This window comes from Pseudomonas sp. NA-150 (assembly GCF_044336365.1).
In the GTDB taxonomy this organism is placed as follows: Bacteria; Pseudomonadota; Gammaproteobacteria; order Pseudomonadales; family Pseudomonadaceae; genus Aquipseudomonas.
Genome location: NZ_CP172305.1, coordinates 4,244,987 through 4,269,694 on the forward strand (window position 1 = coordinate 4,244,987; position 24,708 = coordinate 4,269,694).

Consider the following 24,708-nt stretch of genomic DNA (forward strand, 5'->3'; position numbering starts at 1 on the left):
GTGAATGGAAAGTGATCGCCATGACCGCGCAACACTGAATGGCTCATACCGATCGGCTCGCCAGCCATTGATCCAGCTCCGGCCACATGCGTTTCACGGCGGCGGGTCCGGCCACCAAGCTGACGTGGCCACCCGGCAGGACCATTTGTTGTTTGTCCTGCGAGCCGACCATGTCTATCAACGGCTGCGCGCACGCAGGGGGCACCAACGTGTCGTGCTCGGCGATGACATGCAGCAGCGGCACCTTGATGTTGGCCAGCTCCACCGCTTGCCCACCGATGCACAGGCCGCCGTCGCAGAGCCCGTTTCGCCACACCAGTTCCTTGATGATCTGCCGGTAATACTCGCCCGCCAGCGGCAAGGTCTCAGCGCCCCAGCGGGTCATCATCCGGTGGCCTTTGACGTAGTCATCGTTCCACATGTTGTCCCAGAGGCGGATTTGCCCGGCGATGCGCCCGGCGGGCCGCAACATATCGATGGCGCGGATGATCATCTGCCCGGGAATGATGCCCACCGCATCCACCAGCCGATCCACTTCGAAATATCGCTGATCGGCCAGCCGGCGCGACCAGTCCATCTGTTTCCAGTCAATCGGCGTGGTGAAACACACCAGGTTTTTCAGCGGGCCATCGGGGTTCAGTGCCGCGTAAATGCTCGACAGCACCCCGCCCATGCAATACCCCACCAACGTCACCTGATCCACGCCCGACTCGGCCAGCACCCGGCGAATGCAATCGGGAATGAAATCGAGCACATAATTCTCGATCTTCAATTGGCGCTCTTCGTGGGTCGGCGCGTTCCAGTCCATCACATAGACGTCGTAACCACGAGCCAACAGAAACTCGATCAGGCTCTGACGCTTGGCCAGGTCGAAGATGTAGGCCTTGTTGGTGGTGGCCATCACGAACAACAACGGCACCCGATACACCTCGTCGGTGGAGGCGTGATAACGGTACAGGCTCAGCGTGCCGCGTCGATGCAACAGCGTCTTCGCCGTAATGCCCACCGCTGGACCCGGCGAACCGATGTAGCTCAGCCCCTTGAGGCTGCGCTGGATCATGCGCTCCACTTCGGTCCACAGTTGGTCGGCCAGCGAGGGGTCGCTGTTCTGCTTAGGACGGGAGAGCGTCATCTTTCACCTCCTTGACCTTGCGTTTGGTGGCCGGTTTGAGTGCCACTTTCGCTGGCGGCTCTGGCGGACGTCGGGTACGCGCCGGACGTGGGGCGAGTGACGGCACGGCGTGTGGCGGCAGCAGATGGTCCAGCTTGTCTTCGACCCGCCGCACTAAGGAATTCAGCTCGAAAAGATCACGGCGGCTGGGGATGTCCAGGCGCTTGAAAGAACAGGCCAGGGTCTTCTCGAAAACATGCCGCACACCGAGGGAAACCCTGGCGATCTGACTGGCCGCCTGGGCGAACTGTTTCGACTCCATTTTTCGCGCAGCCAGTGCATTGATCCCGTCTTCGAGCAGGGTCACGGCTTCACGCACTCTCTGAAAAGGATTGGAGAAAATCATGGTCGAACTCCTTGGCAATCGATCAGGTGCGGATAGGTTTGCTCGGCTGTCAGCGGGTTGAGGTGCGCGGTCAGGACGCGCCGCATCAAACGGGCCGGGCTCAGCCACGGTGCGAGCAGCAGGCGCGAAACACGGGCAGCCTTGGGTGACAGCTGGCGCAGCAAGGTGTCGCTCCAACCCGCCGTGGCCATCGAGGTGACCAGGCACGCGGTCGCCAGCTCGCCCATCGCGACGCACATTGCTGAAGCGGTGGCGGCTTGTTGCTCGGCGATTTCGAGGGTGCGGTCCGGCGCTGGCTGGTTGCGAAACACAGCGGCCAGCGCGGCGCTGATCTGTTGCAATGCCTCGCGCCCCGCGCCGAGCACCATGTCGAAGTTGAGAAAGCCATGAAACTGCCCGGCGAAATGCAGCAGTTCCACGCTGACACCGGCCGCGCGCAAGCGGGCGCTGTAGTCCAGGCCGTCGTCACGAATCGGGTCGAAGCCGGCGCTGATCACCAGGGCCGGTGGTAGGCCGCGCAAGTCCGGATTACGCCGTGGCGACAGCCAGGGTGTTGTCGGGTCGAGGGTCTCCAGTGAACCGGCCACCGATTGCTGAATGCGCTCCAGCAGGGTGTCGGTCACCAGGTAGCCGCTGGCATTCTCGGCATAGGACGGGAACTGCTGCAGCAAGTCGGTCGCCGGGTAGGCCAATACTTGCAGACACAACGCAGGCCCGCCGCGCCGCAACGCTTCCTGAGCCACCGCTGCGCTGATATTGCCGCCCGCCGAGTCACCGCCAATCGCTAGCCGTGAGGTATCGATGCCCAGCGACGCGCCGTGTTCGGCGATCCATTCGAGCGCCGCGAGAAAGTCCTCTCGTCCGGCGAGCAAATTGTGCTCGGGCGCCAACCGATAGCGCACGGCGATGGTGATGCAACCGGCCTGATGAGCAATGCTGCGACAAATTGGTTCGGCCGTATCCAGACCACCGACCATGAACCCACCGCCATGGCACCAGACAAAAGCCGGCAATGGCTCGCCTGCGGGCCTGGGGTTGAACAGTCGTAACGCCAGCGGCCCACCGGGGCCTTCGATCTCCAGATTTGTCACCGTGCCGACCAAGGGTTTGCTGCCCAGCGCGAAGGCGGTCAGACGCCAGACCTGGCGCAGTTGGCGTAGCGAGTAGTTCTCAACCGGACGTATCCCGGTGGCCAGATTCAGCACACGTAGAAACACACGCGCATCACGGTCCGGCTGAAGCGCCCGCCGTACATGCGGCATGCCGATATCCGACGGGCTACCGCGTTTCTGTTGATCGTCGGCCAAACGGCCTTTTGCCTCCTTCATCCCACACACCTCCCGCTGGTTGATCTCCTGCCAGCAGCCTACCGCTCGCCGCACGCAGAACACCCACTCCTGTAGCAGGGGGCAACGCCCACTCTTAAAGCGCCCGCCTGGACCGTCAATTTGCGAGCTCTAAGGCCACGACTGACAGCACGCCCGACCACCCTTTTCGAGTGGTGATCGGCACAGGCGTTGTCTGGCCTACTCTGCGCGAATCAACGCCCTTCAGTTGGCTGCGCGTTGAAGCTATCTACACTTATCGCCGGCTGTCGACGGGCAGCGATTCGGCGACTCTCATCAGGAGCTCACCGCGTGACGAAGCGCATTGTATTTGGCATTACCACGGTACTTTCCCTCGGCTTGCTGGGCGCATTGACCCACACGGCACTGGCCCAAATGGCACAGGCCCAGGCACTGTCCTCCGAAGAGGCGCGAGGCATTGCGCGCGACGCTTATGTCTACGGTTATCCCATGGTTGACCATTACCGCATCCAGTACGCCTACTTCGTCGACCGCAACAACCCGGAATACAAGGGTCCGTGGAACCAGTTGAATAACACCGCACGGGTCTACAGCCCCGACGACAAGGCGATCCAGACCCCCAATTCGGACACCCCCTACTCGCAACTGGGCGCGGACTTACGCGCCGAACCGTTGGTGCTGAGCATGCCCGCCGTGGAGAACGGTCGTTACTACGCGGCGCAGTTCGTCGATGCCTATACCCATAACTTCGCGTATGTCGGCAGTCGTGCCACGGGTAACGAAGCCGGCAACTTCCTCCTCGCCGGTCCCGACTGGAAAGGTGAAACGCCAGCGGGGATCAAGGCGGTGATTCACTCGGAAACCGAACTGGCCTTCGTGTTCTATCGCACGCAATTGCGCGACCCCGCCGATATCGATCAGGTCAAACAGATCCAGGCCGGTTATCGCGTGCAACCGCTGTCCGCGTTTCTCGGGCAGCCTGCACCCGCCGCCGCGCCCGCACTCGATTTTCCCGTGCCACTCAGCGCGGATCAGGAACGCAGCTCACTGGAGTTTTTCCATGAACTGAATTTCCTGCTGAGCCTGAGCCCGACGCATCCCTCCGAGCAGGCCTTGATGGCGCGCTTCGCCAAGCTGGGCATCGGTCCACACGGCAGCTTCAGCGCGCAATCCTTGACCCCTGAACTGCGTAAGGCTGTGGAACAAGGCATGGCCGACGGTTGGCAGGTGGAGGCCGATCTGGAACAGCAAGCCAACGCCGGCAAACTGGTCAGCAGCAATGTGTTCGGCACCCGTGAATTCCTGCAGAACAACTATGGCTATCGCATGGTTGCGGCGGTGCGCGGCATCTATGGCAACTCCAAAGAAGAGGCGCTGTACCCGTCCTATTTCGTCGATGGCCAAGGGCAGAAACTGGAGGCCGCAGACCACCGTTATCAGCTGCACTTCGATGCAGGGCAGTTGCCGCCGGTCAATGCGTTCTGGTCGCTGACCCTCTATGAACTGCCCTCGCGAATGCTAAGCGCCAACCCGCTAAATCGTTACTTGATCAATTCGCCAATGCTGCCCGATCTCAAGCGCGACGCGGACGGAGGATTGACCCTGTATGTGCAACACGATTCCCCCGGCAAAAACCTGGAAAGCAACTGGTTGCCCGCCCCCAAAGGCCCGTTCTTCCTGGCGCTACGCCTGTATTGGCCAAAACCGGACGTGATCAACGGCCAATGGAAACGCCCCGCACTGCAACGCCTTGATTAACCCGCCAGCACTCTTCGACAAACGGAAATCGCCATGAAACACAGTCTCCCATGGGCTGCCACCCTTCTGCTCGCGCTGCCGGCACTGTCGCAGGGCGAGCCTGTTACCGGGCCGATACAGGTCACCGCCGATAACTTCACCCGCGCCGAAACCGACCGGTATTTCAGCGTTGCGGTTAAGCAAGGTGGCTTCGGCAAGCTCACTCATCACCGCGAACCGATGTCCATCGACAAACAAACCGTGGTGCGCCCTAATCGCGACACGCTTTATTCGTCAGGCGTCTTCGACCTGGAGGCCGGACCGGTGACCGTTACCTTGCCAGATGCGGGTAAGCGGTTCATGTCATTGCAGGCCATCGACGAAGACCACTACGTCAGCTCGGTGGCGTATGGCGCCGGGAGCCACAGGTTTACTCGCGAACAGGTTGGCACGCGTTACGTGATCATTGGCGTGCGCTTGCTGCTGGACCCGAGCACGCCAGGAGACATCGATCAGGTCCATGCCTTGCAGGACGCGATAACCGTTAATCAGGCGGCCACCGGCAGCTTCGAGGTGCCATCGTGGGACCCGGTCAGTCAAAAAACCGTGCGTGAGGCGCTGTGGGTACTCGGGTCGACGCTGCCGGATACCAAAGACATGTTCGGCAGTCGCGAGCAGGTCTCCCCTGTGCGGCACCTGATTGGCACGGCCACGGCCTGGGGCGGCAATCCGCAGAAAGACGCGATGTACCTGACCGTCACCCCGAAAGACGACGACGGCAAGACCCCGTACCGCCTCACGGTGAAAGACGTGCCGGTGGATGCGTTCTGGTCGATCAGCGTCTACAACGCCAAGGGTTACTTCGAGCCCAATGCGTTCAACGCCTATACCCTGAACAGTCTGTCCGCCCAGCGCGATTCGACGGGCGCGGTGGCCGTGCAGTTCGGTGGCTGCGACGCGCACAGCAGCAACTGTCTGCCGATCGCCCAGGGCTGGAATTACATGGTGCGGTTGTATCGCCCACGGGCTGAGTTATTGAATGCAAGCTGGAACTTTCCCGAGGCCCGGCCGATAAACTGAAGCGCCCCGCTCAAGCCCTCTGATTCGCTGCACAGCGCCGCGATCAGCGGGCTTTTTCAGATCAGCTCAAGCGTCCAGCGCCTTCAGTTTTCGCGCGGCGATAATTGCGTCATAACGGCTGGAAACCGCCAATTTGACGAAGATATTCTTTAGGTTCCATTTCACCGTTTGCAGGCTGAGGTTCAGCGTCAGGGCGATGCGTTTGTTCGACATCGACTGCTCCAGCAGTTCGAGGATCTCTTGCTCGCGCCGGGTCAACAGCTGCTCGTAGTGAATACCGCTGCTGGCCGGCGCAAGAGCGACAGCGGGCAGTGGAGAAACCTCGGCCAACAAGCTGCGGCAATAGTCACTCACCGCTGCGCCCTCTTCCAGGTCCAGGCGTCGCAGCAGCCTCAGCACCGGTTCGCCCTCGTCGAGCAAAGTCCGCACCAGCCCAAACCGATAACCACAGGCAACCGCCGCGCTCAGGCTTTCCATGGCCTCGCTGTCTCGTCCCAACGCGTCCAGGGCCATCGCCCGCAGCACATCGACCTTGACCCGCCACTGGCCTCTGGCAAATTCACTGGCTCGGTGGTCGGCAATGTCCAGCGCCTGCAACGCCGCCTCGGGCTGCTGTCGGGCCAGCGCCAGACGGACTTGGGAAAAAGCCGCAAGGGTCATGATTTCGGCATCGCAAGGCGTCGCATCGCGGTGCTTGCGGACCAGTTCGTCCAAGGCAACCTGTAATGTCTCGGCATGGCGCCAATCACCGCAAGCCAACACGATGCGCAGTTGCTCGGCCAACATGGTGGCCACCCCGCGATCCAGTTCCAGGCCGCGGAAGTGCTCGACCTTTTGCTCCAGATAATCCAGCGCCGCACGCGGTGAGTCTTGCAAGCCCTGCAAACGCGCGTAACAGAGGGCGGCACCGATCATGTAGCTCGGCGCGGAAAAGCGCAGAATGTCCAGCCGATTGGCCAGCGCTTGCCGGGCATCGTCGACCCGGTCCAGTTCGTAATAGACCTCGGCCATGATCGCGGCACTGCTGCTGGCGCTGACCGAGCGGCGGCCGTGGCTCTTCTCGGCCTGGGCCAGCACCGGCGTGCCGATGCGCTCGGCTTCCAGCACCTTACCTTCCAGCAGCGCGGCGTTGGCCACGGTGACGATGCCCATCAGCGCCAGCTCATCGTTACTCGAACGCAGGCAGCGCGCAGTGCGGGCGTTAAACACATGACGCGCCTGGGCGTGCTGCCCCATCAAACTCAGGCAGGTAATGGACAACCCGGCGTGTATTTGCTCGAGAAACGGATGCCCCAGCACCGACGCATCGACTTGCCCGAGCCCGTCCAGGCATCCGGTGATGTCATCGCGCTGCAGGGCCATCGAGGCTTTGATCAGCAGTAATTGCGGGGTCCACAGTGGCGCCTGCGGCACGCTTTCAAAGGCCGCGATCCAGGCGCGCGCCTTGTCGCTCAACAACGTCAGCACGGCCGCCCAGATGCCCATGAGCAACAACGACGGCTGCTCGACCAACAGGTTCAGCGGCACTTGGTCAAGCCAGCGCATGAACTGGCTCAGGTGACTGATGCTGCGATGGGAAGGTTGTACCCGGCCGAGTATCTGCACGACCCCGTCGAGGTCTTCACACAGCAGCGCATGGCGCAAGGATTCCTGGACCAGCCCCGCTCGCTCGAACCATTCGGTGGCCCGTCGGTGCAGGCTGGCGACATCCGTATCGGAGGCCAATAAACGCTGCTGGAGAAAGTCGATGAACAGAGGATGCAGGCGATACCACTGGCAATTGCCTGGCAGATCGACCGGCTGGATAAACAGGTTGCGCTCTTCAATGGAAGCGATCAGCGCCGCCGCCTGTGGCGTTTCAGTGATATAGGCGGCCACCCCAGAGTTGAAGCGGCGCAGGATCGAGATTTTCTGCAAGAACTCGAAAAGCTCCACCGGCAATCCCGCCACCACGTCTTCGGAGAGATACGCCGACAGCTCGGAGCGACTGGGCAGCAGCCCCATGCCCTTGGCCAGCTTCTTCGAATTGCCCTTCAGCGCGATGGAAATCAGCTGCAAGCCGATGGGCCAGCCATCGGTCCGTTCATGAATGGCGTGTGCGCCATCCAGATCAAGGCCCTCGCTCAGGTGGGCCTTGAGAAAGGCCAGCGATTCCTGAAAATCGAACGCCAATTCGGCGCTTTCTATCTCGCACAAGGCACCCATGGCGCGTAACCGCCCCAACAGCAACGGCGGGGTAGTTCGCGAGGACAACGTCACATGCAGGTTGTGGGGTGCGCCCTCCACCACGGCTTGCAGCAACTGGGCGATGCGCGCATCAGTCGCGTGATGGAAATCGTCAATAATCAGGAACAGCTCGCCGTCCACTTTGGCAAAGGCATTGATCAACAGCGAAGCAATCGCCTGCGACCCGCTCAGCAACAACAGGTTTTCCTCGAACGGCAGCCCCGCCTGGTTCAATGAGCCGAACAGGTTGCTGCAAAAACTCTCGAACCCGGCGTCGTCGCTGGATAACGACAGCCAGGTGACCAGCGCGCCGTCCTTGATCAACATCTGCCGCCACTGGGCAAGCAAGGTGGTTTTGCCAAAGCCGGCGCTGCCGGTGATCAACAGCAGCCGGTTGTCCTGCCCCAGGTGCAGCTTCTCAAGCAAATGCTCGCGGCTGATCGCCTGACTGCCAATCCGCGGCGGGACAAATTTGGTGGAGAGCAGCAACGAGGGTAAGTTCATGCGGGTGAGTCACTTCGTGGTTAGCGTCCAATTACGCAATATTACGGCCGTGGTGGGCCCAGAACGGCTTGCGCAGTTCATGCTTCAAGATCTTGCCGACGCTGGACAGCGGCATCGCCTCGCGAAACTCTACACTTCGTGGACACTTATAACCGGCGATCCGTGAGCGGCAGAGTTCAACGATTTCGTCCTGAGTGGCATGGCTGTTCGGCTTGAGCACAACAATCGCATGCACCGTCTCGCCCCACTTGTCGGACGGAATACCAATAGCCGCGCATTGCGCGACCGCTGGATGACTGGCGATAGCGTTCTCGACTTCCGCACAATAGATGTTCTCGCCGCCGCTGACGATCATGTCCTTGAGCCGATCAACGATATAGACGAAACCGTCGTCGTCCATGTACGCGCCATCACCAGTGTGCATCCAGCCTTCTTTCAGGGCTTGCGCCGTGGCCTGCGGATTGTTCCAGTAGCCCAGCATCACATTCGGCCCGCGCACGATGATTTCGCCCACTGTGCCGTGGGGCACTTCACGGCCTTCTGCGTCGATGATTTTCAGTTCCACGCAGGTGATCGGGCGACCGGCGGAGTACATCTTGCCACTGAGCTGATGCTCGACGCAGTGATATTCGGCGTCGAGCATGGTGCCGCCCGTGGTCAGCTCGGTCATGCCGTAACCCTGGATAAACTGCGCAGCCGGGAACGCCTCGCAGGCGCGATCCAGCAGCGCCTTGGAAATCGGCGAAGCGCCGTAAACAATGCGGGTGATTGAGGACAGGTCGGCATCGGACAACACCGGGTTGGCTTCGCGGGCATCGAGCAGCATTTGAATCATGGTCGGCGCCAGCATCAATTCGCCGACACCTTCTTCGACGATGGCCTGCATCGCCGCCTCACCGCTGAACGCCGGCAGCACCACGTGAACGCCACCGGTGACCAGCAGGCCGTACATGGCAGAAAAGTCGGCCAGGTGGAACATCGGCATCGCATGCAAGAAGATCGCGTCTTTGCCAAAAAAGCCTCTGGACAGCGAAGCCAGCGAGGCGAATGCCAGGTTGTTCTGACTGATCATCACCCCTTTCGGGAAACCGGTGGTGCCCCCGGTATAGAACAACCCGAGCAACGCATCGCCACTGCGACGCGCATCTTCGACGGGCTCGGCGTGCGCCAGCAGCGCTTCATAGGAAAGCATCCCCGGCGGCGTCTCGCCGTCACCGGCATAAATCACCTGGCGAATGCTCTTGGACTGGGCCGCGATCGTCTCCCCCATGGCCTTGAACGTGTCATCGACGATCAGCAGGGTCGATTGCGAATCGTCCAGCGAGTAGACAATCTCAGCCACGCTCCAACGGGTATTGACCGGGTTCAGTACACCGTCCGCCCACGGCACACCGAGGCTGTATTCGATGTAGCGCTGCGAATTGCGCGACAGCATGGCAATGCAATCACCGCTGGCCAGCCCCAACGCCTTGAGCGCACCGGCCAGCCGGGCAACCCGCGCGCCCAGCTCGGCAAACGTCACACTGCGGCCCTGGTAACGTATGGCAGTCGCCTGGGGACGCTGCTGCATATGGCGGTGTAGCCCTTGAGTGATATACATCTGAATCTCCAATCTTGTTTTTATTAGCTGTGTTTCGGGCGGCGGATCACGGCGGCGTCATGGCCGACACATCACATACAAAGGGTCTGCGGTTGCAAGCCTAAGCATAGGCAACCACCCGACCGGGCGGCGGTTCGCGGCGGAGTTTGAGGATTTTCGTCCTCTGGCTCACACCTCGCACCCCTAAAACTCAATAATAAAGCCATCCCTGGCGACACGGGCGACACTCTCGTGGATGAGCGGCGCCCGCAGCCCTTCGCTATTACAGCGAACGTCCGACCAGCTCACGCTGGATTTCGTTGGCCCCGCCGTAGATCCGCGCGACACGTGAGTCGGCGAACATACGGGCGATCGGGTACTCGTTCATATAACCGAAACCGCCGAAGAACTGCAGGCAGGTGTCCATCACTTCACATTGACGGTCCGTCAGCCAGAACTTGCCCATCGAAGCCGTGGCGGAATCCAGTGTGCCGTCGATCCAGCGCTGGATGATCAGGTCGGCGAAGGTCCGAGAGGCGGTCACCGTGGCTTTGACGTTGGCCAGGGTGAAACGGGTGTTCTGGAAGTCGAGAATCGCCTTGCCGAACGCCTTGCGCTCGCGGGTGTAGTCCACGGTCAGCGCCAGGGCGCGCTCCATGGCGGCGACTGCCTGGATGGCGATTTCCGCGCGCTCGTAGGGCAGTTGTTGCATCAATTGAATGAAGCCCTGACCTTCGACCTCGCCGATCAGGCAATCCGCCGGCACTTCACACTCGTCGAAAAACATCTCCGAGGTGTCCTGGCCCGGCAGGCCGATTTTGTCCAGGCATTGGCCACGGATGAAGCCCGGAGTCTTGGTGTCGACGATGAACAGCGAGATCCCCTTGGAGCCCTTGGCTTCCAGGTCGGTCTTGGCGATCACCACCACCATGTCGCTATTCTGACCATTGCTGATAAAGGTCTTCGAGCCACTGATGACGTAGTGGTCGCCCTTCTTCACCGCGCGGGTGCGCACGCCCTGCAAGTCCGAGCCGGTGCCGGGTTCGGTCATGGCGATCGAGGTGATGCACTCGCCCGAGGCGATTTTCGGCAGCCACTGCTGCTTCTGCGCTTCGGTGCCGCTGGCCAGAATGTAGTGACCGACGATGTGGTTAATGCTCAGCGCGATACTCATCACACCGGAATAGGTCAGCTCTTCCATGGCCACGGCGTAGTGCGCCGGGGTGCCATCAGCGCCGCCGTACTCGGAGGGCATGTCCGGCAGGATCATGCACATCTCGCCACAGGCCAGCCAGGCCGAGCGATCGGAGCGCTTCTGCTCACGCCACTTGTCTTCGTGGGGCACCAATTGCTCGCGGATGAAACGACGGAGGTTGTCACGGAACGTAGAGAGGTCTTCGTCCATCCACGGCGAGCGGTAATGTTCAAGTTGCATGCTGTATTCCTCGAGAAGTCAGACTGTGCCCAGACCGCCGCCGCACACCAGAACCTGGCCGGAGACATAGTCGGATTCAGGGATGCAGAACAGGTAGACGGCGCCAGCGGCTTCGTCCGGCGTGCCCGGACGGCCCAGCGGACACATCTGCTTGCTGGCCTCAATGGCAGCCGCCTGGATGCCGACTTTGATCTCGCGGCCTTCGATGTTCACGGTCTTGCTCGCGTCGCCGGCCAGGGCCTGGGTCATGCGCGTTTCGATATGACCGTAGGCCACCGCGTTGACGTTGACTTTATGGCGGCCCCACTCCTTGGACATGGTCTTGGTCATGCCAAGAATGCCGGCCTTGGCCGTGGAATAGTTCGCCTGCCCGGCATTGCCGGCAGCAGCGATCGAGGAGATGTTGACCACCTTGCGGTGCACCACTTTGCCGACGGCGGCTTCAGCCTTGGCGGCCGCGCTGATCACCGGGTAAGCGGCACGCAGGATGCGAAACGGCGCGGTCAGGTGGCAGTCGATGATGGCGTACCACTGCTCATCCGACATTTTCTGAATAACGTTGTCCCAGGTGTAGCCGGCGTTGTTGACGATGATGTCGATGCCGCCAAACGCATCGACAGCAGTCTTGACGAAGCGCTCGGCGAAATCCACCGCCGTCACACTGCCCACGCACGCCACGGCCTCGCCACCGGCGTTACGGATTTCCGCGACCACTTCTTCGGCCGGGCCGGCGTCCAGGTCGTTGACCACCACGCGCGCGCCGTCAGCGGCCAGTTTCAATGCCACGCTGCGACCGATCCCCCGACCGGAGCCCGTGATCAGCGCGACTTTGCCTTCAAGCTTTTTCATCATTCAGTACCTTTGAGTTCTTATTGTGTTGGCGTACAGCGGCTCAGGCCAATGCCACGACGGCTTCACCGACCAGCTTGTCTTCGCCATATTGGTTGCTGCATTTGATGTGCAGGCGGACGCGCTTTTCGCCGTCGACCTCGAACTTTTCCGCCACGTGCCCCGTGAGGTGCGGGATGTGGCCGATTTGGGTGATGCCGGTAAAACGCATGGCCAAGCGCCGGATCTGCTGCTGTGGCACCCAACTGGTCAGCAGGCGCCCCAGGTAGGCCGCCGAGAGCATGCCGTGGGCAAACACATCGGGCACCCGCGCCTTGCGGGCAAAATCGATGTCGATGTGGATCTGGTTGTGATCACCGGAGGCGCCGGCGTACAGCGCCAGCATCGTGCGGTTGACCGGGCGCAGTTTGATCAGTGGCAACGCGTCGCCGACTTGCACATCACTGAATAGCGGGATGTTCATCCGTGTCTCCTTAGCGCTGCACGAGCGACGAGCGGATATCGGCGATGTGTTCGCCATCCTGGTTGGTCACGCGGGTTTCCTGAACGACGAAGGTCAGGGTGCCGTTCTTCTTTTCATAAACGTCGGCCACCCGCGTGTCGAAGGTCAGCACATCACCGGCAAAGGCCATCGCGTGATAGATGAACTCCTGTTCAGCGTGAAGAATCCGCGCGATGTCGAAGCCCAGCACTCCCTCGACGATCTGCAACGCATCGCGGCCCTCACCCTCCAGGCACATCAGGAAAGTCGGCGGCACCGGCAGGGATCTGTACCCCGCCGCCTGGGCCACTGCTTCGTCAACGTAGACCGGGTCGGTTTCGCCAATGGCCTTGGCGAAAAAACGCAGCCGACCCTTTTCCACTTCAGCGGTGGTGACGCCGATGGAGCGGCCGATCAGACTTTTATCTGCCATGTCCGTGCGCTCCTTTTAGCCGCGACCGTAGAGCGTGACCACGCCCGCGCCGCCCAGACCCAGGTTGTGCGCCAAGGCATGCTGCAGCCCATCGACCTGACGCGCGTCGGCGTTGCCACGCAATTGGTTGGTCAGCTCGTAGCACTGCGCCAGACCGGTAGCGCCCAATGGATGCCCCTTGGACAGCAGGCCGCCCGACGGGTTGACCACCACCTGGCCGCCGTAGGTGTTGTCGCCGTCCATGACGAACTTCTCGGCGCCGCCCACCGGGCAGAAACCCAGGCCTTCGTAGGTCAGCAATTCGTTGTGGGCGAAGCAGTCGTGCAGTTCGCAGACGCGGATATCTTCCGGGCCGACACCGGCTTTCTCGTAGACCTGGTGCGCGGCCGATGCGGTCATGCCAACACCGACGATACTGATCATCGACGGTGGATCGAAGGCTTCTGGCGTGTCAGTGGTCAGCGCCTGGGCGAGGATGGTCACGTCGGTGCGCAAGCCGTGTTTCTTGGCAAAACGCTCGGACACGATAATCGCTGCTGCGCCACCGCAGGTCGGTGGGCAGGCCATCAGACGGGTCATGACGCCTTCCCAAATCACCTGATCTGCCATGACTTCTTCGGTGGTCAGGACTTTGCGGAACACCGCTAGCGGGTTGTTGGCCGCGTGACGGCTGGCCTTGGCGCGAATGGCGGCGAAGGTTTCCATTTTGGTGCCGTATTTCTGCATGTGCTCTTTACCGGCACCGCCGAAGAACATCAGCGCGCCGGGCATGCCGACGCCTTCCGGGAACACTTCAGCGGCAGCGTCGAAGCCTTTGCCCATGGTCAACGGACGATCGGTCCAGAAGTTCTTCAACGCACCGGGTTGCATCTGCTCGAAGCCGAATGCCAGCGCGCAGTCCACCGCACCGCTCTCGACTGCCTGACGCGCGAGGAACAGTGCGGTCGAACCACTGGCGCAGTTGTTGTTGACGTTGATCACCGGGATACCGGTCATGCCGACTTCGTAGAGTGCCGACTGGCCGCAGGTGGAGTCGCCGTAGACGTAGCCGGCATAAGCCTGTTGTACCAGGCCGAAGTCCAGACCGGCATCCTTGAGCGCCAGACGCACGGCCTCGGCGCCCATCTCGATGTAAGACCCGCTGGCACCTGGCTTGGCGAACTGAATCATGCCGACGCCGGCGACGTAAGTTTTCTGAGACATCATTTTCTCCAACGAGCGTTAACGGGGCTTGGGTCGTCGCCGCGTGGCGAGCAATTTCGAGGGTTCATGGTCACGCAACCACCTGCACCTGTCCCCCGCCCGCACCGGGTGGAAATGGGGTGGGGGGTGGGGTAGAAAAGGCGTTTAGCCGATGGCGCCAACCGCGCGCAGCTCAGCGATCTGCGCCGGGGTCAGGCCCAGCTCGCGCAGGATCTCCAGGCTCTGCTCGCCGTTTTTCCCAACCTTGCCAGCGACGGCCGGGGTCCGGCTCAAGCGCGGTGCCGGGGCGGGATGCAGCACACCGTCGCTGTGCATGAAGGTGCCACGCGCCTGGTGGTGCGGGTGGTCAGCGGCTTCGTTGAAATCCAGCACCGGGGCGAAGCACACGTCAGTGCCTTCGAGCAACCGGCACCACTGCTCACGGCTGCGGGTCAGGAACATCGCTTCGAGTTTGCCGCGCAGTGCCGGCCATTCCTGACGCTGCCACTGCCGCTCGAACGCAGGGTCATCGATTTCGCACACTTGCAGGAACAGCGCGTAGAACTGCGGCTCAATCGCTCCCAACGAGATGAAACCGCCGTCGGCGCAGGTGTAGCAGCCATAAAACGGCGCGCCACCATCGAAGATATTGCTGCCGCGTTCGCGCCATTCGCCGCTCTGTTTCATTTCGTAGTACAGGGTGCTCAGCAAAGCCGCGCCGTCGCTGATCGCCGCATCCACCACTTGGCCCTTGCCGGAGCGCTGCGCTTCCACCAGCGCACTGACGATGCCGAAGGCCAGGAACATCGCACCGCCACCCATGTCGCCGGCCAGGTGCAGCGGCGGTGTCGGCTCCCGATCAGCGTGGCCCATGGCGTGCAACGCGCCGGTCAGGGCCAGGTAGTTCAAATCGTGCCCCGCCACCTGCGCCAGCGGTCCGGTCTGGCCCCAGCCGGTCATTCGCCCGTACACCAGTCGCGGATTACGTTGCAGGCACACGTCAGGACCGAGCCCCAGGCGCTCCATGACACCCGGACGAAAGCCTTCGACCAACACGTCGGCGCTGTCGATCAGTTGCAACAGCACGTCGGTGGCGCCCGGCTTGCGCGGATCAATGCCCAGGCTGCGTCGGCCACGACCTATGACGCTGCCGTCGCCGTTCAAAAATCCCGACACCTGCCGGTCGATGCGGATCACCTCGGCCCCCATGTCCGCCAGCAACATCGTGGCGAACGGCGCAGGGCCGATCGCATTCATTTCAATGACCTTGATACCGGCTAGTGGGCCCATCACTCGTGCTCTCTTATTAGGTAGTTGCCACGCCACTCTAGGCATTCAGGCCGCGCCACCCACCTACTCCTGTGGAGTGGGTCGCCCACCGGCCCACCCTTCACCCAACCACCCCCACCCCCCTTCCACCCCTCTTGAGTGGGAACAACCGGCGAGCACCGCCCTAGGATTGCGTCGCTGTCCCGGCAATAACAATTACAAAAAACCCTGCTGGCATTGCACCAGCATTTGGAGCGACGCATGACAAGAACACCACTGTGCAAGGCATTCCCGCCCAGTCTTATGGCGCTAGCCGTCGCTGTTGCAGCAAGCTCCCCGGCCTACGCTGTCGATTTCACCCTTGGCGAGGTCACAGGCAAGTTCGATTCCTCGCTGACCTTCGGCGGCAGCTGGTCGACCACCAGCCCGAACTCGAAATTCATCTCCAACAACAATACCCAGGGCTTCAACGGCAAAGGCTCGGCGCGGGTGATCGATGACGGGCGCGAGAATTTCAAGGCCGGTGAGAACTTTTCTACGGTGATCAAGGGCGTGCATGAACTGGAGCTGAAGTACGGCGACAGCGGTGCGTTTGTGCGTGGCAAATACTGGTACGACTTCGAGCAAGAAGACGGCGATCAGCACTTCTACAACATCTCTGACAAGGGCCGCGACCAGGCTGCCAGTGCCCGAGGCGCTGAGATCCTGGATGCGTTTGTCTACCACCGCTACAGCATCGCCGACTTGCCGGGCAACGTGCGTTTGGGCAAGCAGGTGGTGAGCTGGGGTGAGAGCACCTTCATCCCCAACGGCATCAACTCGATCAACCCGGTCGACGTCAGCGCTCTGCGCAGCCCAGGCGCCGAGGTCAAGGAAGCGCTGGTTCCGGTGCAGATGTTCTACCTGTCCCAAGGCATCACCGAGAACCTCACTGCCGAAGGCTTCTATCAGTTGCAGTGGAAACCGACCGTGGTCGATAACTGCGGCACCTTCTTCGGCATCGATGGTATAGCCAAAGGCTGCAACGACCGCAACGTAGTGGCTGGCGCGGATCTGGCGCCGGGTGTCGCGAAAAACACCGGCGGCCTGGCGGCCATCGCAGCGGGTACCGACGACGTCTACCTGCCGCGCGGCAAAGACCATGACGCGCGCGACGGCGGCCAGTTCGGCCTGGCGCTGCACTGGCTGCTGCCTTCGCTGAATGACACTGAGCTGGGCGCCTATGCGCTGAATTATCACAGCCGCAACCCGTTCGTCAGTGAAACCCAGACCACCTCGACCTTCGCCCCGAACCCGGCACTGCCCGCTGCGGCCAATGCGGCGCTGGGACAGTTCGCGGCGATCCGTGCCGCCAACTATTTCGTCGACTACCCGGAAGACATCCGCCTCTACGGCCTGAGCTTCACCACCACCCTGGCCGACATGTCAGTGGGCGGTGAGATCAGCTTCCGGCCGAACATGCCGATGCAGATCACCACCTCCGACCTGACTTCGGCCGCCGCCGGCAGCCGCACCTCGCCGGTGTTCGTCAGTGGCGAAGACAGTGTCAATCCAGGTTCGGTGATCAACGGCTACAAGCGCATGCCGTTTACCCAGGCCCAGGTCACCGTGACCAAGCTGTTTAACCAGGTGCTGGGGGCTGATCGCCTGACCGTTATCGGCGAAGTGGGCTACGACCACATCAGCGGGATCGGCAGCGCCGACGGCACCGACCTGCGATTCGGGCGTAATCCGGTGTTTGGTTCCGGCGAACTGCCGGGCGCGGCGAATGCTTCGTGTATCGGCACTGGCGCGGGCACCCCGGCCGCCAGCAACCCGCAGCAGGAATGCAACAGCCACGGCTACTACACCAGCAACTCGTGGGGCTACCGCCTGCGCGGCCAGCTGGACTATCCCAACGTGATTGCCGGCATCAACCTGTCGCCAAACATGGCCTTCTCCCACGACGTCAACGGCTTCGGTCCGACATTCGAGGAAGGCGACAAGGCCGTCAGCATCGGCCTCAACGCCGATTACCAGAACACCTACACCGCCAGCCTGAGTTACACGGACTACTTCGGCGGGCACTTCAACACCATGACTGATCGCGACTACGTCGCCCTCAGTGTTGGCGTGAACTTCTAAGCCACACCGGCAGAGGAAATACCCATGAAAACAATAACAATGCTGCGCACCAGCGCACTGGCCCTGTCGCTGCTGGCGACCAGCGTGATCGCCGCGGTCTCGCCACAGGAAGCGGCACAACTGGGCACCACCCTCACGCCATTGGGTGCGCAGAAAGAAGGCAACGCCGATGGCAGCATCCCGGCCTGGACCGGCGGCCTCAAGCCCGACGCGGCGCCGCTGGATGCCAATGGTTTTCTCGGCAACCCCTTCGCCAGTGAAAAACCGCTGTTCGTGATTACGGCGGCCACTGTAGACAAGTACAAAGACAAGCTGACGCCCGGCCAATTGGCGATGTTCCAGCGTTACCCGGACAGCTATAAAATCCCGGTGTACAAAAGCCAACGCACCGCTGCCTTGCCCTCGGATATCTACGACATCGCCAAGAAAAGTGCGGTGACCACGCAGTTGATCAATGACGGCACCGGCCTGGCGAATTTCACCGACACCCGTTACTACCCGTTCCCGATTCCGAAAAGCGGGGTCGAGGTTTACTGGAACCACACCAACCGTTATCGCGGCGGCAACATGGTGCGTCAGGCCGCTCAGGCTGCGCCGCAAACCAATGGCTCCTACGCGATTGTCGAGTACAACGACTCGCTGGCGTTCCCGCAGAAGACCGATGGCGCCGACCCGGCACAAACCCAGAACGTGCTGTACTTCTATAAGCAGGAAATCACCGCCCCCTCGCGCCTGGCCGGCAACGTGGTGCTGGTGTACGAAACCATCGACCAGCTCAAGGACCCGCGCATGGCCTGGGTCTACAACGCCGGTCAACGCCGCGTTCGTCGTGCGCCGCAGATTTCCTACGACGGGCCAGGCTCGGGCTCCGACGGCATGCGCACCGCCGACAACACCGACTTGATGAACGGCTCGCCGGATCGCTACGACTGGAAGCTGGTGGGCAAGCAGGAGCTGTACATCCCGTACAACAACTACGAGCTGCAATCGCCGAAACACAAGTACGACGAAATCATCAAGCCTGGTCACATCAACCAGGACCTGACCCGCTACGAGCTGCACCGGGTCTGGCACGTGGTCGCGACCCTGAGGCCGGGCGAACGGCATGTCTACGCCAAGCGCGATATGTACTTCGATGAAGACACCTGGCAGTTGGCCGAGGTTGATCACTACGACGGCCGCGGCCAACTGTGGCGGGTCGGCGAAGGCTACGCGCTGAACGACTACCACAGTCGCTCGCCGTACTACGCGATGATGGGCATCTACGACCTGATCGCCGGGCGCTACAACGTGCTGGCGATGACCAACGAATCGAAGCTCGCAACGAGCTTCGGCGCGCAAGCCAAGATGAGCGACTTCACCCCGGCGGCGTTACGCGCTGACGGCATTCGCTGATCGGCGAGCCCTCCCCCGTTGGCTCCTGCGCGCTCCCCGCTGTAGGAACTGCCGAAGGCTGCGAAAAGGTCGGAACGACCTTCGCGATTTAGAGTAATCGCAGCCTGCGGCAGCGCCTACAGAGGGTTTGTACCTGGCTGGGCCAAAAGTCCTGGCCAACGGCCCATCCCCACGACTACCGCCCCAAGAGATGTCCCATGACAGACCTCCTGCTCAACGAACGCGAGCTGAGTTTCCAGCTCTACGAGTTGCTGGATACCCAGGCCCTGCTCACCCGCGAGCGCTATGCCGAGCACGACCGCGCGGTGTTCGATGCCACCCTCGACACTGCACGCCAGATCGCCACCGACTTTTTTGCCCCGCATAACCACAAGGGTGACAGCCACGAGCCGACCTTCGATGGCGAGCGCGTGCACCTGATCCCCGAGACCAAGGCAGCCTGGGATGCCTTTGCCCAGGCCGGTTTCCTTGCCGCTCACCACGACTACGCCGACGGCGGCCTGCAGTTGCCCGAAGTGGTGCTGCGCGCCTGCATGGCGTATTTCAACGCCGCCAATATCAGCACCGTTGCCTACTCCTTCCTCAGTATCGGCGCGACCAATCTGGTGAAAAGCTTCGCCAGCGCCGCGCTGCAGAAGCAATTCCTCACGCCGATGCTGGACGGTCGTTTCAGCGGCACCATGGCGTTGACTGAAGCCGGCCAAGGTTCCGCACTCGGCGACCTGCGCACCAGCGCCCGCGCCATGGCCGACGGCAGCTACCGGGTGTTTGGTCAGAAGATGTTTATCTCCGGCGGCGATCACGCACTGACCGAGAACATCGTGCACATGGTACTGGCGCGGATCGAGGGTGCACCGGCCGGGGTCAAAGGCATTTCGCTGTTCCTGGTGCCGAAGTTTTTGCTTGAGGCCGACGGCAGTATTGGCGCGCGCAATGATGTAGCGCTGGCCGGTTTGCTGCACAAGATGGGCTACCGCAACACCACCTCCACCGTGCTCAGTTTCGGCGAACATGGCGGTGCCGTCGGTTACCTGGTGGGCGAAGCGAACAAAGGTCTGGGTTACATGTTCCAGATGATGAACGAAGCGCGCATCGGTGTCGGTCTCGGCGCTGCCAGCCTCGCCTATCAAAGCTACCTGCACGCACTGAACTATGCCCGCGAGCGGCCGCAAGGACGTCTGGCTAGCAACAAGGACCCGCTGGCGCCACAGGTGCAGATCATCCAGCACGCCGATGTCCGGCGCATGCTGTTGCAGCAAAAGGTCTATGCCGAGGGCAGCCTGGCGCTGTGTCTGTATGCCAGCAGCCTGGTCGAGGACGCCCACACGGCACCGACCGAAGCGCAGCGCCACGACGCCGCCGAACTGCTCGACCTGCTGACGCCGACGGTAAAATCCTGGCCCTCACGCTACGGCTTGCTGGCTTCGGAAATCGGCGTCCAGGTGCTGGGCGGTGCGGGCTACACCCGTGAGTATCCGCTGGAACAACTCTACCGTGACAACCGCCTCAACCCGATTCACGAGGGCACTGAAGGCATTCAGGCGATAGACCTGCTGGGGCGCAAACTCGGCCCGCGCGGCGGCGACGGCTATCGCCTGTTCCTCGACGCCGTGCAAGGCACCTTGCAACTGGCAAGCGTCGATACCCACTGTCTGCCGCTGGCCGCCGCGCTGGGCAATGCGTTGAACACGCTCAAACCACTGACTGTTGAGCTACAGGCACAGGTCGCGGCCGACGTCGATCTGGGCCTGGCCAATGCCACCCCTTACCTGGATATCTTCGGTCGCGTGGTCGTCGGCTGGCTGTGGCTGCGTCAGGCGTTGGTCGCCAGCCGAGCACTACGGGCCGGCGCCACGGGCAGCGAAGCCGATTTTTACCAGGGCAAATTGCAAGCGGCGCGCTACTTCATGGATTGGGAATTGGCCTCGCTGGGAAGCCAGGCGCGGCTATTGAAGAACGCCAATCGCGTCTGCCTCGACATGCACGACCGCTGGTTTTGATCGCGTCGCCGACCTCATCGTTTACATCAAAGCAGCAAGGAATCACCATGAACACACTGGTTAACTACCGCACCGAAGACAACCTGGCGCTGATCGGTCTGGCCCGGCCACCGGTCAATGCCCTCGGCCAGGGACTGCGCGCCGCCATCCTCGACGCCTGTGAACGCGCTGCCGCCGATCCTGCAGTGAAGGCAGTGATCATCCACGGCGAGCATGGCCTGTTCTGCGCCGGCGCCGACATCAGCGAATTCGGCACCGAGGCTTCCCACGCCAGCCCTTCGCTGCCTGATTTATTGCGCTACCTGTCACAGCTGGACAAGCCGGTGATTGCCGCCCTCGGCAGATTCGCCTTGGGCGGCGGCCTGGAACTGGCGCTCGCCTGCGGTTATCGCATCGCCGCGCCAGGCGCACGCCTCGGCCTGCCGGAAATCAAGCTTGGCTTGCTGCCCGGTGCCGGTGGCACCCAGCGTCTGCCGCGCTTGATCGGCGCTGAAGCCGCGCTGGCGATCATTGCCGGTGGGCAACCTTTCAGCGCCGCTCGTGCGCTGGAACTCGGCGCCATTGATCGTCTGACAAATACCGATGACAGCCTGTTGGGCGATGCCTGCGAGTACGCCCGCGAGCTGATCCACAGTGCCGCACCAGCCCTTCCTGCATGGCCGAAACCTGATCCGGGCCATGAACTCGCCGCAGATTTTTTTACTGACTATCGCGCCCACAACGCGCCACGCTGGAAGGGTCAGCAGGCGCCTGCGCGGGTGCTGGCGGCCATCGAAGCGAGCTGTGCGTTGTCGCTCAACGACGGCCTCGCCGAGGAGCAAGCGCTGTTCAAAGCGGCCGAAGCGTCCAGCGAATCCAGGGCACTGCGTCATGTATTTTTCGCCGAGCGCGAGGCCGGTAAAGTGCGTGGTGTCGACGCGACCACCGCTGTGCGTCCAATCAACCGGGTTGCCGTGATCGGCGCCGGCACCATGGGTGGCGGCATCGCCATGAACTTCGCCAATGCCGGTATTCCGGTCATGTTGCTGGAGCTCAAGGCCGATGCACTCGAGCGCGGCCTGACGCAGATTCACAGCCAATACCAGACCGGCCTCCAGCGCGGCAAACTGACCCAGGCCCAGCTGCAACAGCGCATGGCGTTGCTCACCGGCACCCTCGACTACGCCGATATCGCCGACTGCGATCTGGTCATCGAAGCGGTGTTTGAAAGCCTGCCGATCAAGCAGCAGGTGTTCCGCACCCTCGACGAGGTCTGCAAACCCGGCGCGATCCTCGCCAGCAATACCTCGACCTTGAACGTCGACGCCATTGCTGCGGCGACCCGTCGGCCACAGGATGTGATCGGCCTGCACTTTTTCAGTCCGGCCAACGTGATGCGCTTGCTCGAAGTGGTACGCGGCAAAGCCACGGCCGCTGATGTATTGGCCACCACCCTGAGCATCGCCAAACGCATCGGCAAGATTGCCGTGGTATCAGGCGTGTGCTTCGGCTTTATTGGCAACCGCATGCTCGAACCCTACTCCCGCGAAGCGCATCGCCTGTTGCTGGAAGGCGCGACCCCGGCACAGATCGACAAGGTATTGACCGACCTCGGGCTGGCCATGGGGGTGATGGCGATGCACGACCTGGCGGGTATCGATGTCAGTTTCCTGGTGCGAGAGTCGCGTCGTGATGCAATTGCTCACGACCCGAGTTACTGCAAAATCGCCGACGAAATCTACGCCCTCGGTCACTATGGCCAGAAAACCGCGCGTGGCTTCTATCGCTACGAAGGTCGCCTGCGCAAAGACGATTACGAAGTCGTGGCACTCGCCGAACGCCTGGCGGCGGAACTGAACATCAATCGACGCCCGATCAGCGATCAGGAAATCCACGACCGGTGCCTGTTCATGCTGATCAACGAAGGCATCCAGTTGCTCGACGAAGGCATCGCCGAACGCAGCAGCGATATCGACCTGGTGTGGATCAACGGCTATGGCTTCCCGGCCTGGCGCGGCGGCCCCCTGCACTACGCCGAACAGATCGGCCTGGAAAAATTGCTGGCGGGCATCCAAGATTACCGCCAGGCCCTGGGCAGCTATGGCGAGATGTGGTTCCAGCCGGCGCCCTTGCTTGAACGCCTGGTCGCGACTGGCCAAACACGCATCGCCAAAGCCTGACCCGAGTGCGGCCACCGGCATTGCGGTGGCTGCACTCACTCAGCAGTCCAATCGATTGAGCGACGCCCGATGGTCGTAAGGCCGATAACACGACTGCCGATCACGCATCACCTTGATCAAGGCATGCTCCGGATCGCGGGTCAAAAACAGACGGCCACGGTTGGCCACCAGGTCATCCAGCAAGCGCTCCTTCTCGCCGATCAGGCACTCCGCGTTGCGATCATAGCCCGACGTCACGTCCAACTTGAGCCAGTGCACGCCCGGCACCAGGTCGCCGGCGAACAGCACCGGGCCACCCGGCATGGCAATCTCCGGCAGCAATTGCCCCGGTGTAAAGCCATCACACACATGAAAACTCCAACCGCTGCCCAACGACTCGCACTGCGGCGTCTCCAGCAACTCCATGCGCCCGCTGTCTTCCAGTTGCCAGAGGATCTGCGGGACGAACAACTCGCGGTCCAGCGGATGCGGACGCCGGGCCCGCGACCACTGGCGGGCACTGGTTATGTAACGCGCATTCGGAAACAGCAGGCGCGGAGCATCGCCGTCCTTCAAGGTCTCGATAAGCTCCGCGCCGAGCATGGCATGAAGGTGGGTCAGCACCACCGCATGGATATCGTTCTCGCCCAGGCCGAGCCGCGCAAGGCTATCGAGCAAGCCTTTGTGGTGCTGCTGGCAACGGCAGGTGCGCGGCGCGGGCGCCAGCAGGCCATCGCAGCCGGCAAGCACCAACACATTCAGGCCCTCCTCTTGCACCAGCAAACCGCGGGACGCGAGATCGATCAGATTATTCTCATCAGGCTTGATCCACTCCCGCCAAATCTGGCGCGGAGTACCACCGAACATCATGCCGCCATCCAGCTTGCGCGGGCTGGGGGACACTACAGAAAGTCTACGGCTCACCGTTATAACCTCTTGAAACCAGGCGACGACACGCCGCACGCCTTTTTAGACTCGATACAGTAACGTCCCCCCAGCGTTTCGACGCCCCCCTGAAAGGGTGGGAAACCCCTCTAAACAGGTGCTTCCTCAACCACTCGTCGCATCGGAAAAGGCAGTGCCAATGACAGGTCCCCGCATGGCTTAAGGATTGCACAGCACGCCAGTAGCAGCCCCAGAACGACATAATTCTGACGCGGCAGCCATTCAATCAACGCTTAAGGACTCCAGCGAAACGCTAGGCCAGTCACCGGGAGATGTACCGTGTCAACCCTCCACGAAATCGCAGCAAACCACGCCAGAATGGCCCAGGCACGGGCAGAAGCATCTACCGGTTTGAATGAACTACAACCCCACATCGTGGGCGGTTTTGAAGTGACCACCATGCAAGAGCAGGAAATGCCACTGCACATTATTGTCGGGGTGCAGGACGGTCACCTGGGGCAGGTTGGGAGTTATTCGGCGTAAATTGGGGCGTACGACCCAACCTCG

At 61.8% G+C, this 24,708-nt stretch carries 19 protein-coding genes; 7 read left to right on the plus strand and 12 right to left on the minus strand.

Features of this window, described 5'->3' with window-relative positions; translation table 11 throughout:
* Positions 1–43: 43 nt before the first annotated feature.
* From ACF0H7_RS20090 to ACF0H7_RS20100, 3 genes are read right to left on the minus strand one after another with little or no spacing between them, the layout of a single operon-like run.
* Positions 44–1,132, minus strand: coding sequence for an alpha/beta fold hydrolase (locus tag ACF0H7_RS20090; protein ID WP_397448627.1), 1,089 nt, complete (start codon positions 1,130–1,132; stop codon positions 44–46).
* On the minus strand, positions 1,113–1,517 hold the full coding sequence (locus ACF0H7_RS20095) for a hypothetical protein (protein ID WP_397448628.1): 405 nt from the start codon (positions 1,515–1,517) through the stop codon (positions 1,113–1,115). The genes ACF0H7_RS20090 and ACF0H7_RS20095 overlap by 20 nt, the downstream gene beginning before the upstream one ends.
* A complete protein-coding gene (locus ACF0H7_RS20100) occupies positions 1,514–2,845 on the minus strand; it encodes an alpha/beta hydrolase (protein WP_397448629.1) in 1,332 nt (443 codons plus the stop codon). The genes ACF0H7_RS20095 and ACF0H7_RS20100 overlap by 4 nt, the downstream gene beginning before the upstream one ends.
* A 309-nt stretch (positions 2,846–3,154) precedes the next feature.
* Here ACF0H7_RS20100 and ACF0H7_RS20105 point away from each other — a divergent pair, with 309 nt between their 5' ends.
* Together ACF0H7_RS20105 and ACF0H7_RS20110 are read left to right on the plus strand one after the other, a co-directional pair.
* Positions 3,155–4,582: a DUF1254 domain-containing protein gene (locus ACF0H7_RS20105; RefSeq protein ID WP_397448630.1), complete on the plus strand. Its 1,428-nt coding sequence runs from the start codon at positions 3,155–3,157 to the stop codon at positions 4,580–4,582.
* A gap of 33 nt (positions 4,583–4,615) precedes the next feature.
* The gene (locus tag ACF0H7_RS20110; protein ID WP_397448631.1) at positions 4,616–5,641 is read left to right on the plus strand and encodes a DUF1254 domain-containing protein; all 1,026 of its coding nucleotides are present in this window, start codon (positions 4,616–4,618) and stop codon (positions 5,639–5,641) included.
* Between the two features lie 66 nt (positions 5,642–5,707).
* Here ACF0H7_RS20110 and ACF0H7_RS20115 read toward each other — a convergent pair whose 3' ends face one another.
* The 8 genes from ACF0H7_RS20115 to ACF0H7_RS20150 form a co-directional block, all read right to left on the minus strand.
* Entirely contained in the window at positions 5,708–8,371 is a 2,664-nt protein-coding gene (locus ACF0H7_RS20115; protein ID WP_397448632.1) for a LuxR C-terminal-related transcriptional regulator, read from the minus strand.
* Between the two features lie 31 nt (positions 8,372–8,402).
* Positions 8,403–9,971: a long-chain-fatty-acid--CoA ligase gene (locus ACF0H7_RS20120; RefSeq protein WP_397448633.1), complete on the minus strand. Its 1,569-nt coding sequence runs from the start codon at positions 9,969–9,971 to the stop codon at positions 8,403–8,405.
* 262 nt (positions 9,972–10,233) lie between these two features.
* Entirely contained in the window at positions 10,234–11,385 is a 1,152-nt protein-coding gene (locus ACF0H7_RS20125; protein WP_397448634.1) for an acyl-CoA dehydrogenase family protein, read from the minus strand.
* A gap of 18 nt (positions 11,386–11,403) precedes the next feature.
* Positions 11,404–12,234, minus strand: a complete 831-nt coding sequence (locus ACF0H7_RS20130; RefSeq protein WP_397448635.1) for an SDR family NAD(P)-dependent oxidoreductase — start codon at positions 12,232–12,234, stop codon at positions 11,404–11,406.
* Between the two features lie 43 nt (positions 12,235–12,277).
* Positions 12,278–12,697, minus strand: coding sequence for a MaoC/PaaZ C-terminal domain-containing protein (locus tag ACF0H7_RS20135; RefSeq protein ID WP_397448636.1), 420 nt, complete (start codon positions 12,695–12,697; stop codon positions 12,278–12,280).
* 10 nt (positions 12,698–12,707) lie between these two features.
* Entirely contained in the window at positions 12,708–13,148 is a 441-nt protein-coding gene (locus ACF0H7_RS20140; protein WP_397448637.1) for a MaoC family dehydratase N-terminal domain-containing protein, read from the minus strand.
* 15 nt (positions 13,149–13,163) lie between these two features.
* Positions 13,164–14,351: a lipid-transfer protein gene (locus ACF0H7_RS20145; protein ID WP_397448638.1), complete on the minus strand. Its 1,188-nt coding sequence runs from the start codon at positions 14,349–14,351 to the stop codon at positions 13,164–13,166.
* A 144-nt stretch (positions 14,352–14,495) separates the two neighbouring features.
* Complete coding sequence (locus tag ACF0H7_RS20150) at positions 14,496–15,620, minus strand: CaiB/BaiF CoA transferase family protein (protein ID WP_397453960.1); 1,125 nt, start codon at positions 15,618–15,620, stop codon at positions 14,496–14,498.
* Positions 15,621–15,860: 240 nt separating this feature from the next.
* On the opposite strand from ACF0H7_RS20150, the gene ACF0H7_RS20155 reads away from it, so the two are divergent.
* The 4 genes from ACF0H7_RS20155 (at position 15,861) to ACF0H7_RS20170 (ending at position 23,277) form a co-directional block, all read left to right on the plus strand.
* The gene (locus ACF0H7_RS20155) at positions 15,861–17,723 is read left to right on the plus strand and encodes a DUF1302 domain-containing protein (protein WP_397448639.1); all 1,863 of its coding nucleotides are present in this window, start codon (positions 15,861–15,863) and stop codon (positions 17,721–17,723) included.
* 24 nt (positions 17,724–17,747) lie between these two features.
* Positions 17,748–19,118, plus strand: coding sequence for a DUF1329 domain-containing protein (locus tag ACF0H7_RS20160; protein ID WP_397448640.1), 1,371 nt, complete (start codon positions 17,748–17,750; stop codon positions 19,116–19,118).
* Between the two features lie 197 nt (positions 19,119–19,315).
* Positions 19,316–21,118, plus strand: a complete 1,803-nt coding sequence (locus ACF0H7_RS20165) for an acyl-CoA dehydrogenase (RefSeq protein WP_397448641.1) — start codon at positions 19,316–19,318, stop codon at positions 21,116–21,118.
* Positions 21,119–21,165: 47 nt separating this feature from the next.
* Positions 21,166–23,277 (plus strand): 3-hydroxyacyl-CoA dehydrogenase NAD-binding domain-containing protein, encoded by a 2,112-nt coding sequence (locus ACF0H7_RS20170; RefSeq protein WP_397448642.1) that lies wholly within the window; start codon positions 21,166–21,168, stop codon positions 23,275–23,277.
* Positions 23,278–23,316: 39 nt separating this feature from the next.
* Here the strand turns inward: ACF0H7_RS20170 and ACF0H7_RS20175 are convergent, their stop codons facing one another.
* Positions 23,317–24,180, minus strand: coding sequence for an MBL fold metallo-hydrolase (locus ACF0H7_RS20175; RefSeq protein ID WP_397448643.1), 864 nt, complete (start codon positions 24,178–24,180; stop codon positions 23,317–23,319).
* A gap of 300 nt (positions 24,181–24,480) precedes the next feature.
* Here ACF0H7_RS20175 and ACF0H7_RS20180 point away from each other — a divergent pair, with 300 nt between their 5' ends.
* Positions 24,481–24,684, plus strand: a complete 204-nt coding sequence (locus ACF0H7_RS20180; RefSeq protein WP_397448644.1) for a hypothetical protein — start codon at positions 24,481–24,483, stop codon at positions 24,682–24,684.
* The last annotated feature ends 24 nt before the right edge of the window (positions 24,685–24,708 follow it).

Bases quoted from the DNA above. Each gene is read 5' to 3' on its own strand.
- ACF0H7_RS20145 (WP_397448638.1), bottom strand. From the start codon at position 14,351: ATGTCTCAGAAAACTTACGTCGCCGGCGTCGGCATGATTCAGTTCGCC.
- ACF0H7_RS20125 (WP_397448634.1), bottom strand. From the start codon at position 11,385: ATGCAACTTGAACATTACCGCTCGCCGTGGATGGACGAAGACCTCTCT.
- ACF0H7_RS20130 (WP_397448635.1), bottom strand. From the start codon at position 12,234: ATGAAAAAGCTTGAAGGCAAAGTCGCGCTGATCACGGGCTCCGGTCGG.
- ACF0H7_RS20095 (WP_397448628.1), bottom strand. From the start codon at position 1,517: ATGATTTTCTCCAATCCTTTTCAGAGAGTGCGTGAAGCCGTGACCCTG.
- ACF0H7_RS20115 (WP_397448632.1), bottom strand. From the start codon at position 8,371: ATGAACTTACCCTCGTTGCTGCTCTCCACCAAATTTGTCCCGCCGCGG.
- ACF0H7_RS20120 (WP_397448633.1), bottom strand. From the start codon at position 9,971: ATGTATATCACTCAAGGGCTACACCGCCATATGCAGCAGCGTCCCCAG.
- ACF0H7_RS20140 (WP_397448637.1), bottom strand. From the start codon at position 13,148: ATGGCAGATAAAAGTCTGATCGGCCGCTCCATCGGCGTCACCACCGCT.
- ACF0H7_RS20155 (WP_397448639.1), top strand. From the start codon at position 15,861: ATGACAAGAACACCACTGTGCAAGGCATTCCCGCCCAGTCTTATGGCG.
- ACF0H7_RS20090 (WP_397448627.1), bottom strand. From the start codon at position 1,132: ATGACGCTCTCCCGTCCTAAGCAGAACAGCGACCCCTCGCTGGCCGAC.
- ACF0H7_RS20100 (WP_397448629.1), bottom strand. From the start codon at position 2,845: ATGAAGGAGGCAAAAGGCCGTTTGGCCGACGATCAACAGAAACGCGGT.
- ACF0H7_RS20160 (WP_397448640.1), top strand. From the start codon at position 17,748: ATGAAAACAATAACAATGCTGCGCACCAGCGCACTGGCCCTGTCGCTG.
- ACF0H7_RS20170 (WP_397448642.1), top strand. From the start codon at position 21,166: ATGAACACACTGGTTAACTACCGCACCGAAGACAACCTGGCGCTGATC.
- ACF0H7_RS20135 (WP_397448636.1), bottom strand. From the start codon at position 12,697: ATGAACATCCCGCTATTCAGTGATGTGCAAGTCGGCGACGCGTTGCCA.
- ACF0H7_RS20110 (WP_397448631.1), top strand. From the start codon at position 4,616: ATGAAACACAGTCTCCCATGGGCTGCCACCCTTCTGCTCGCGCTGCCG.
- ACF0H7_RS20150 (WP_397453960.1), bottom strand. From the start codon at position 15,620: ATGGGCCCACTAGCCGGTATCAAGGTCATTGAAATGAATGCGATCGGC.
- ACF0H7_RS20165 (WP_397448641.1), top strand. From the start codon at position 19,316: ATGACAGACCTCCTGCTCAACGAACGCGAGCTGAGTTTCCAGCTCTAC.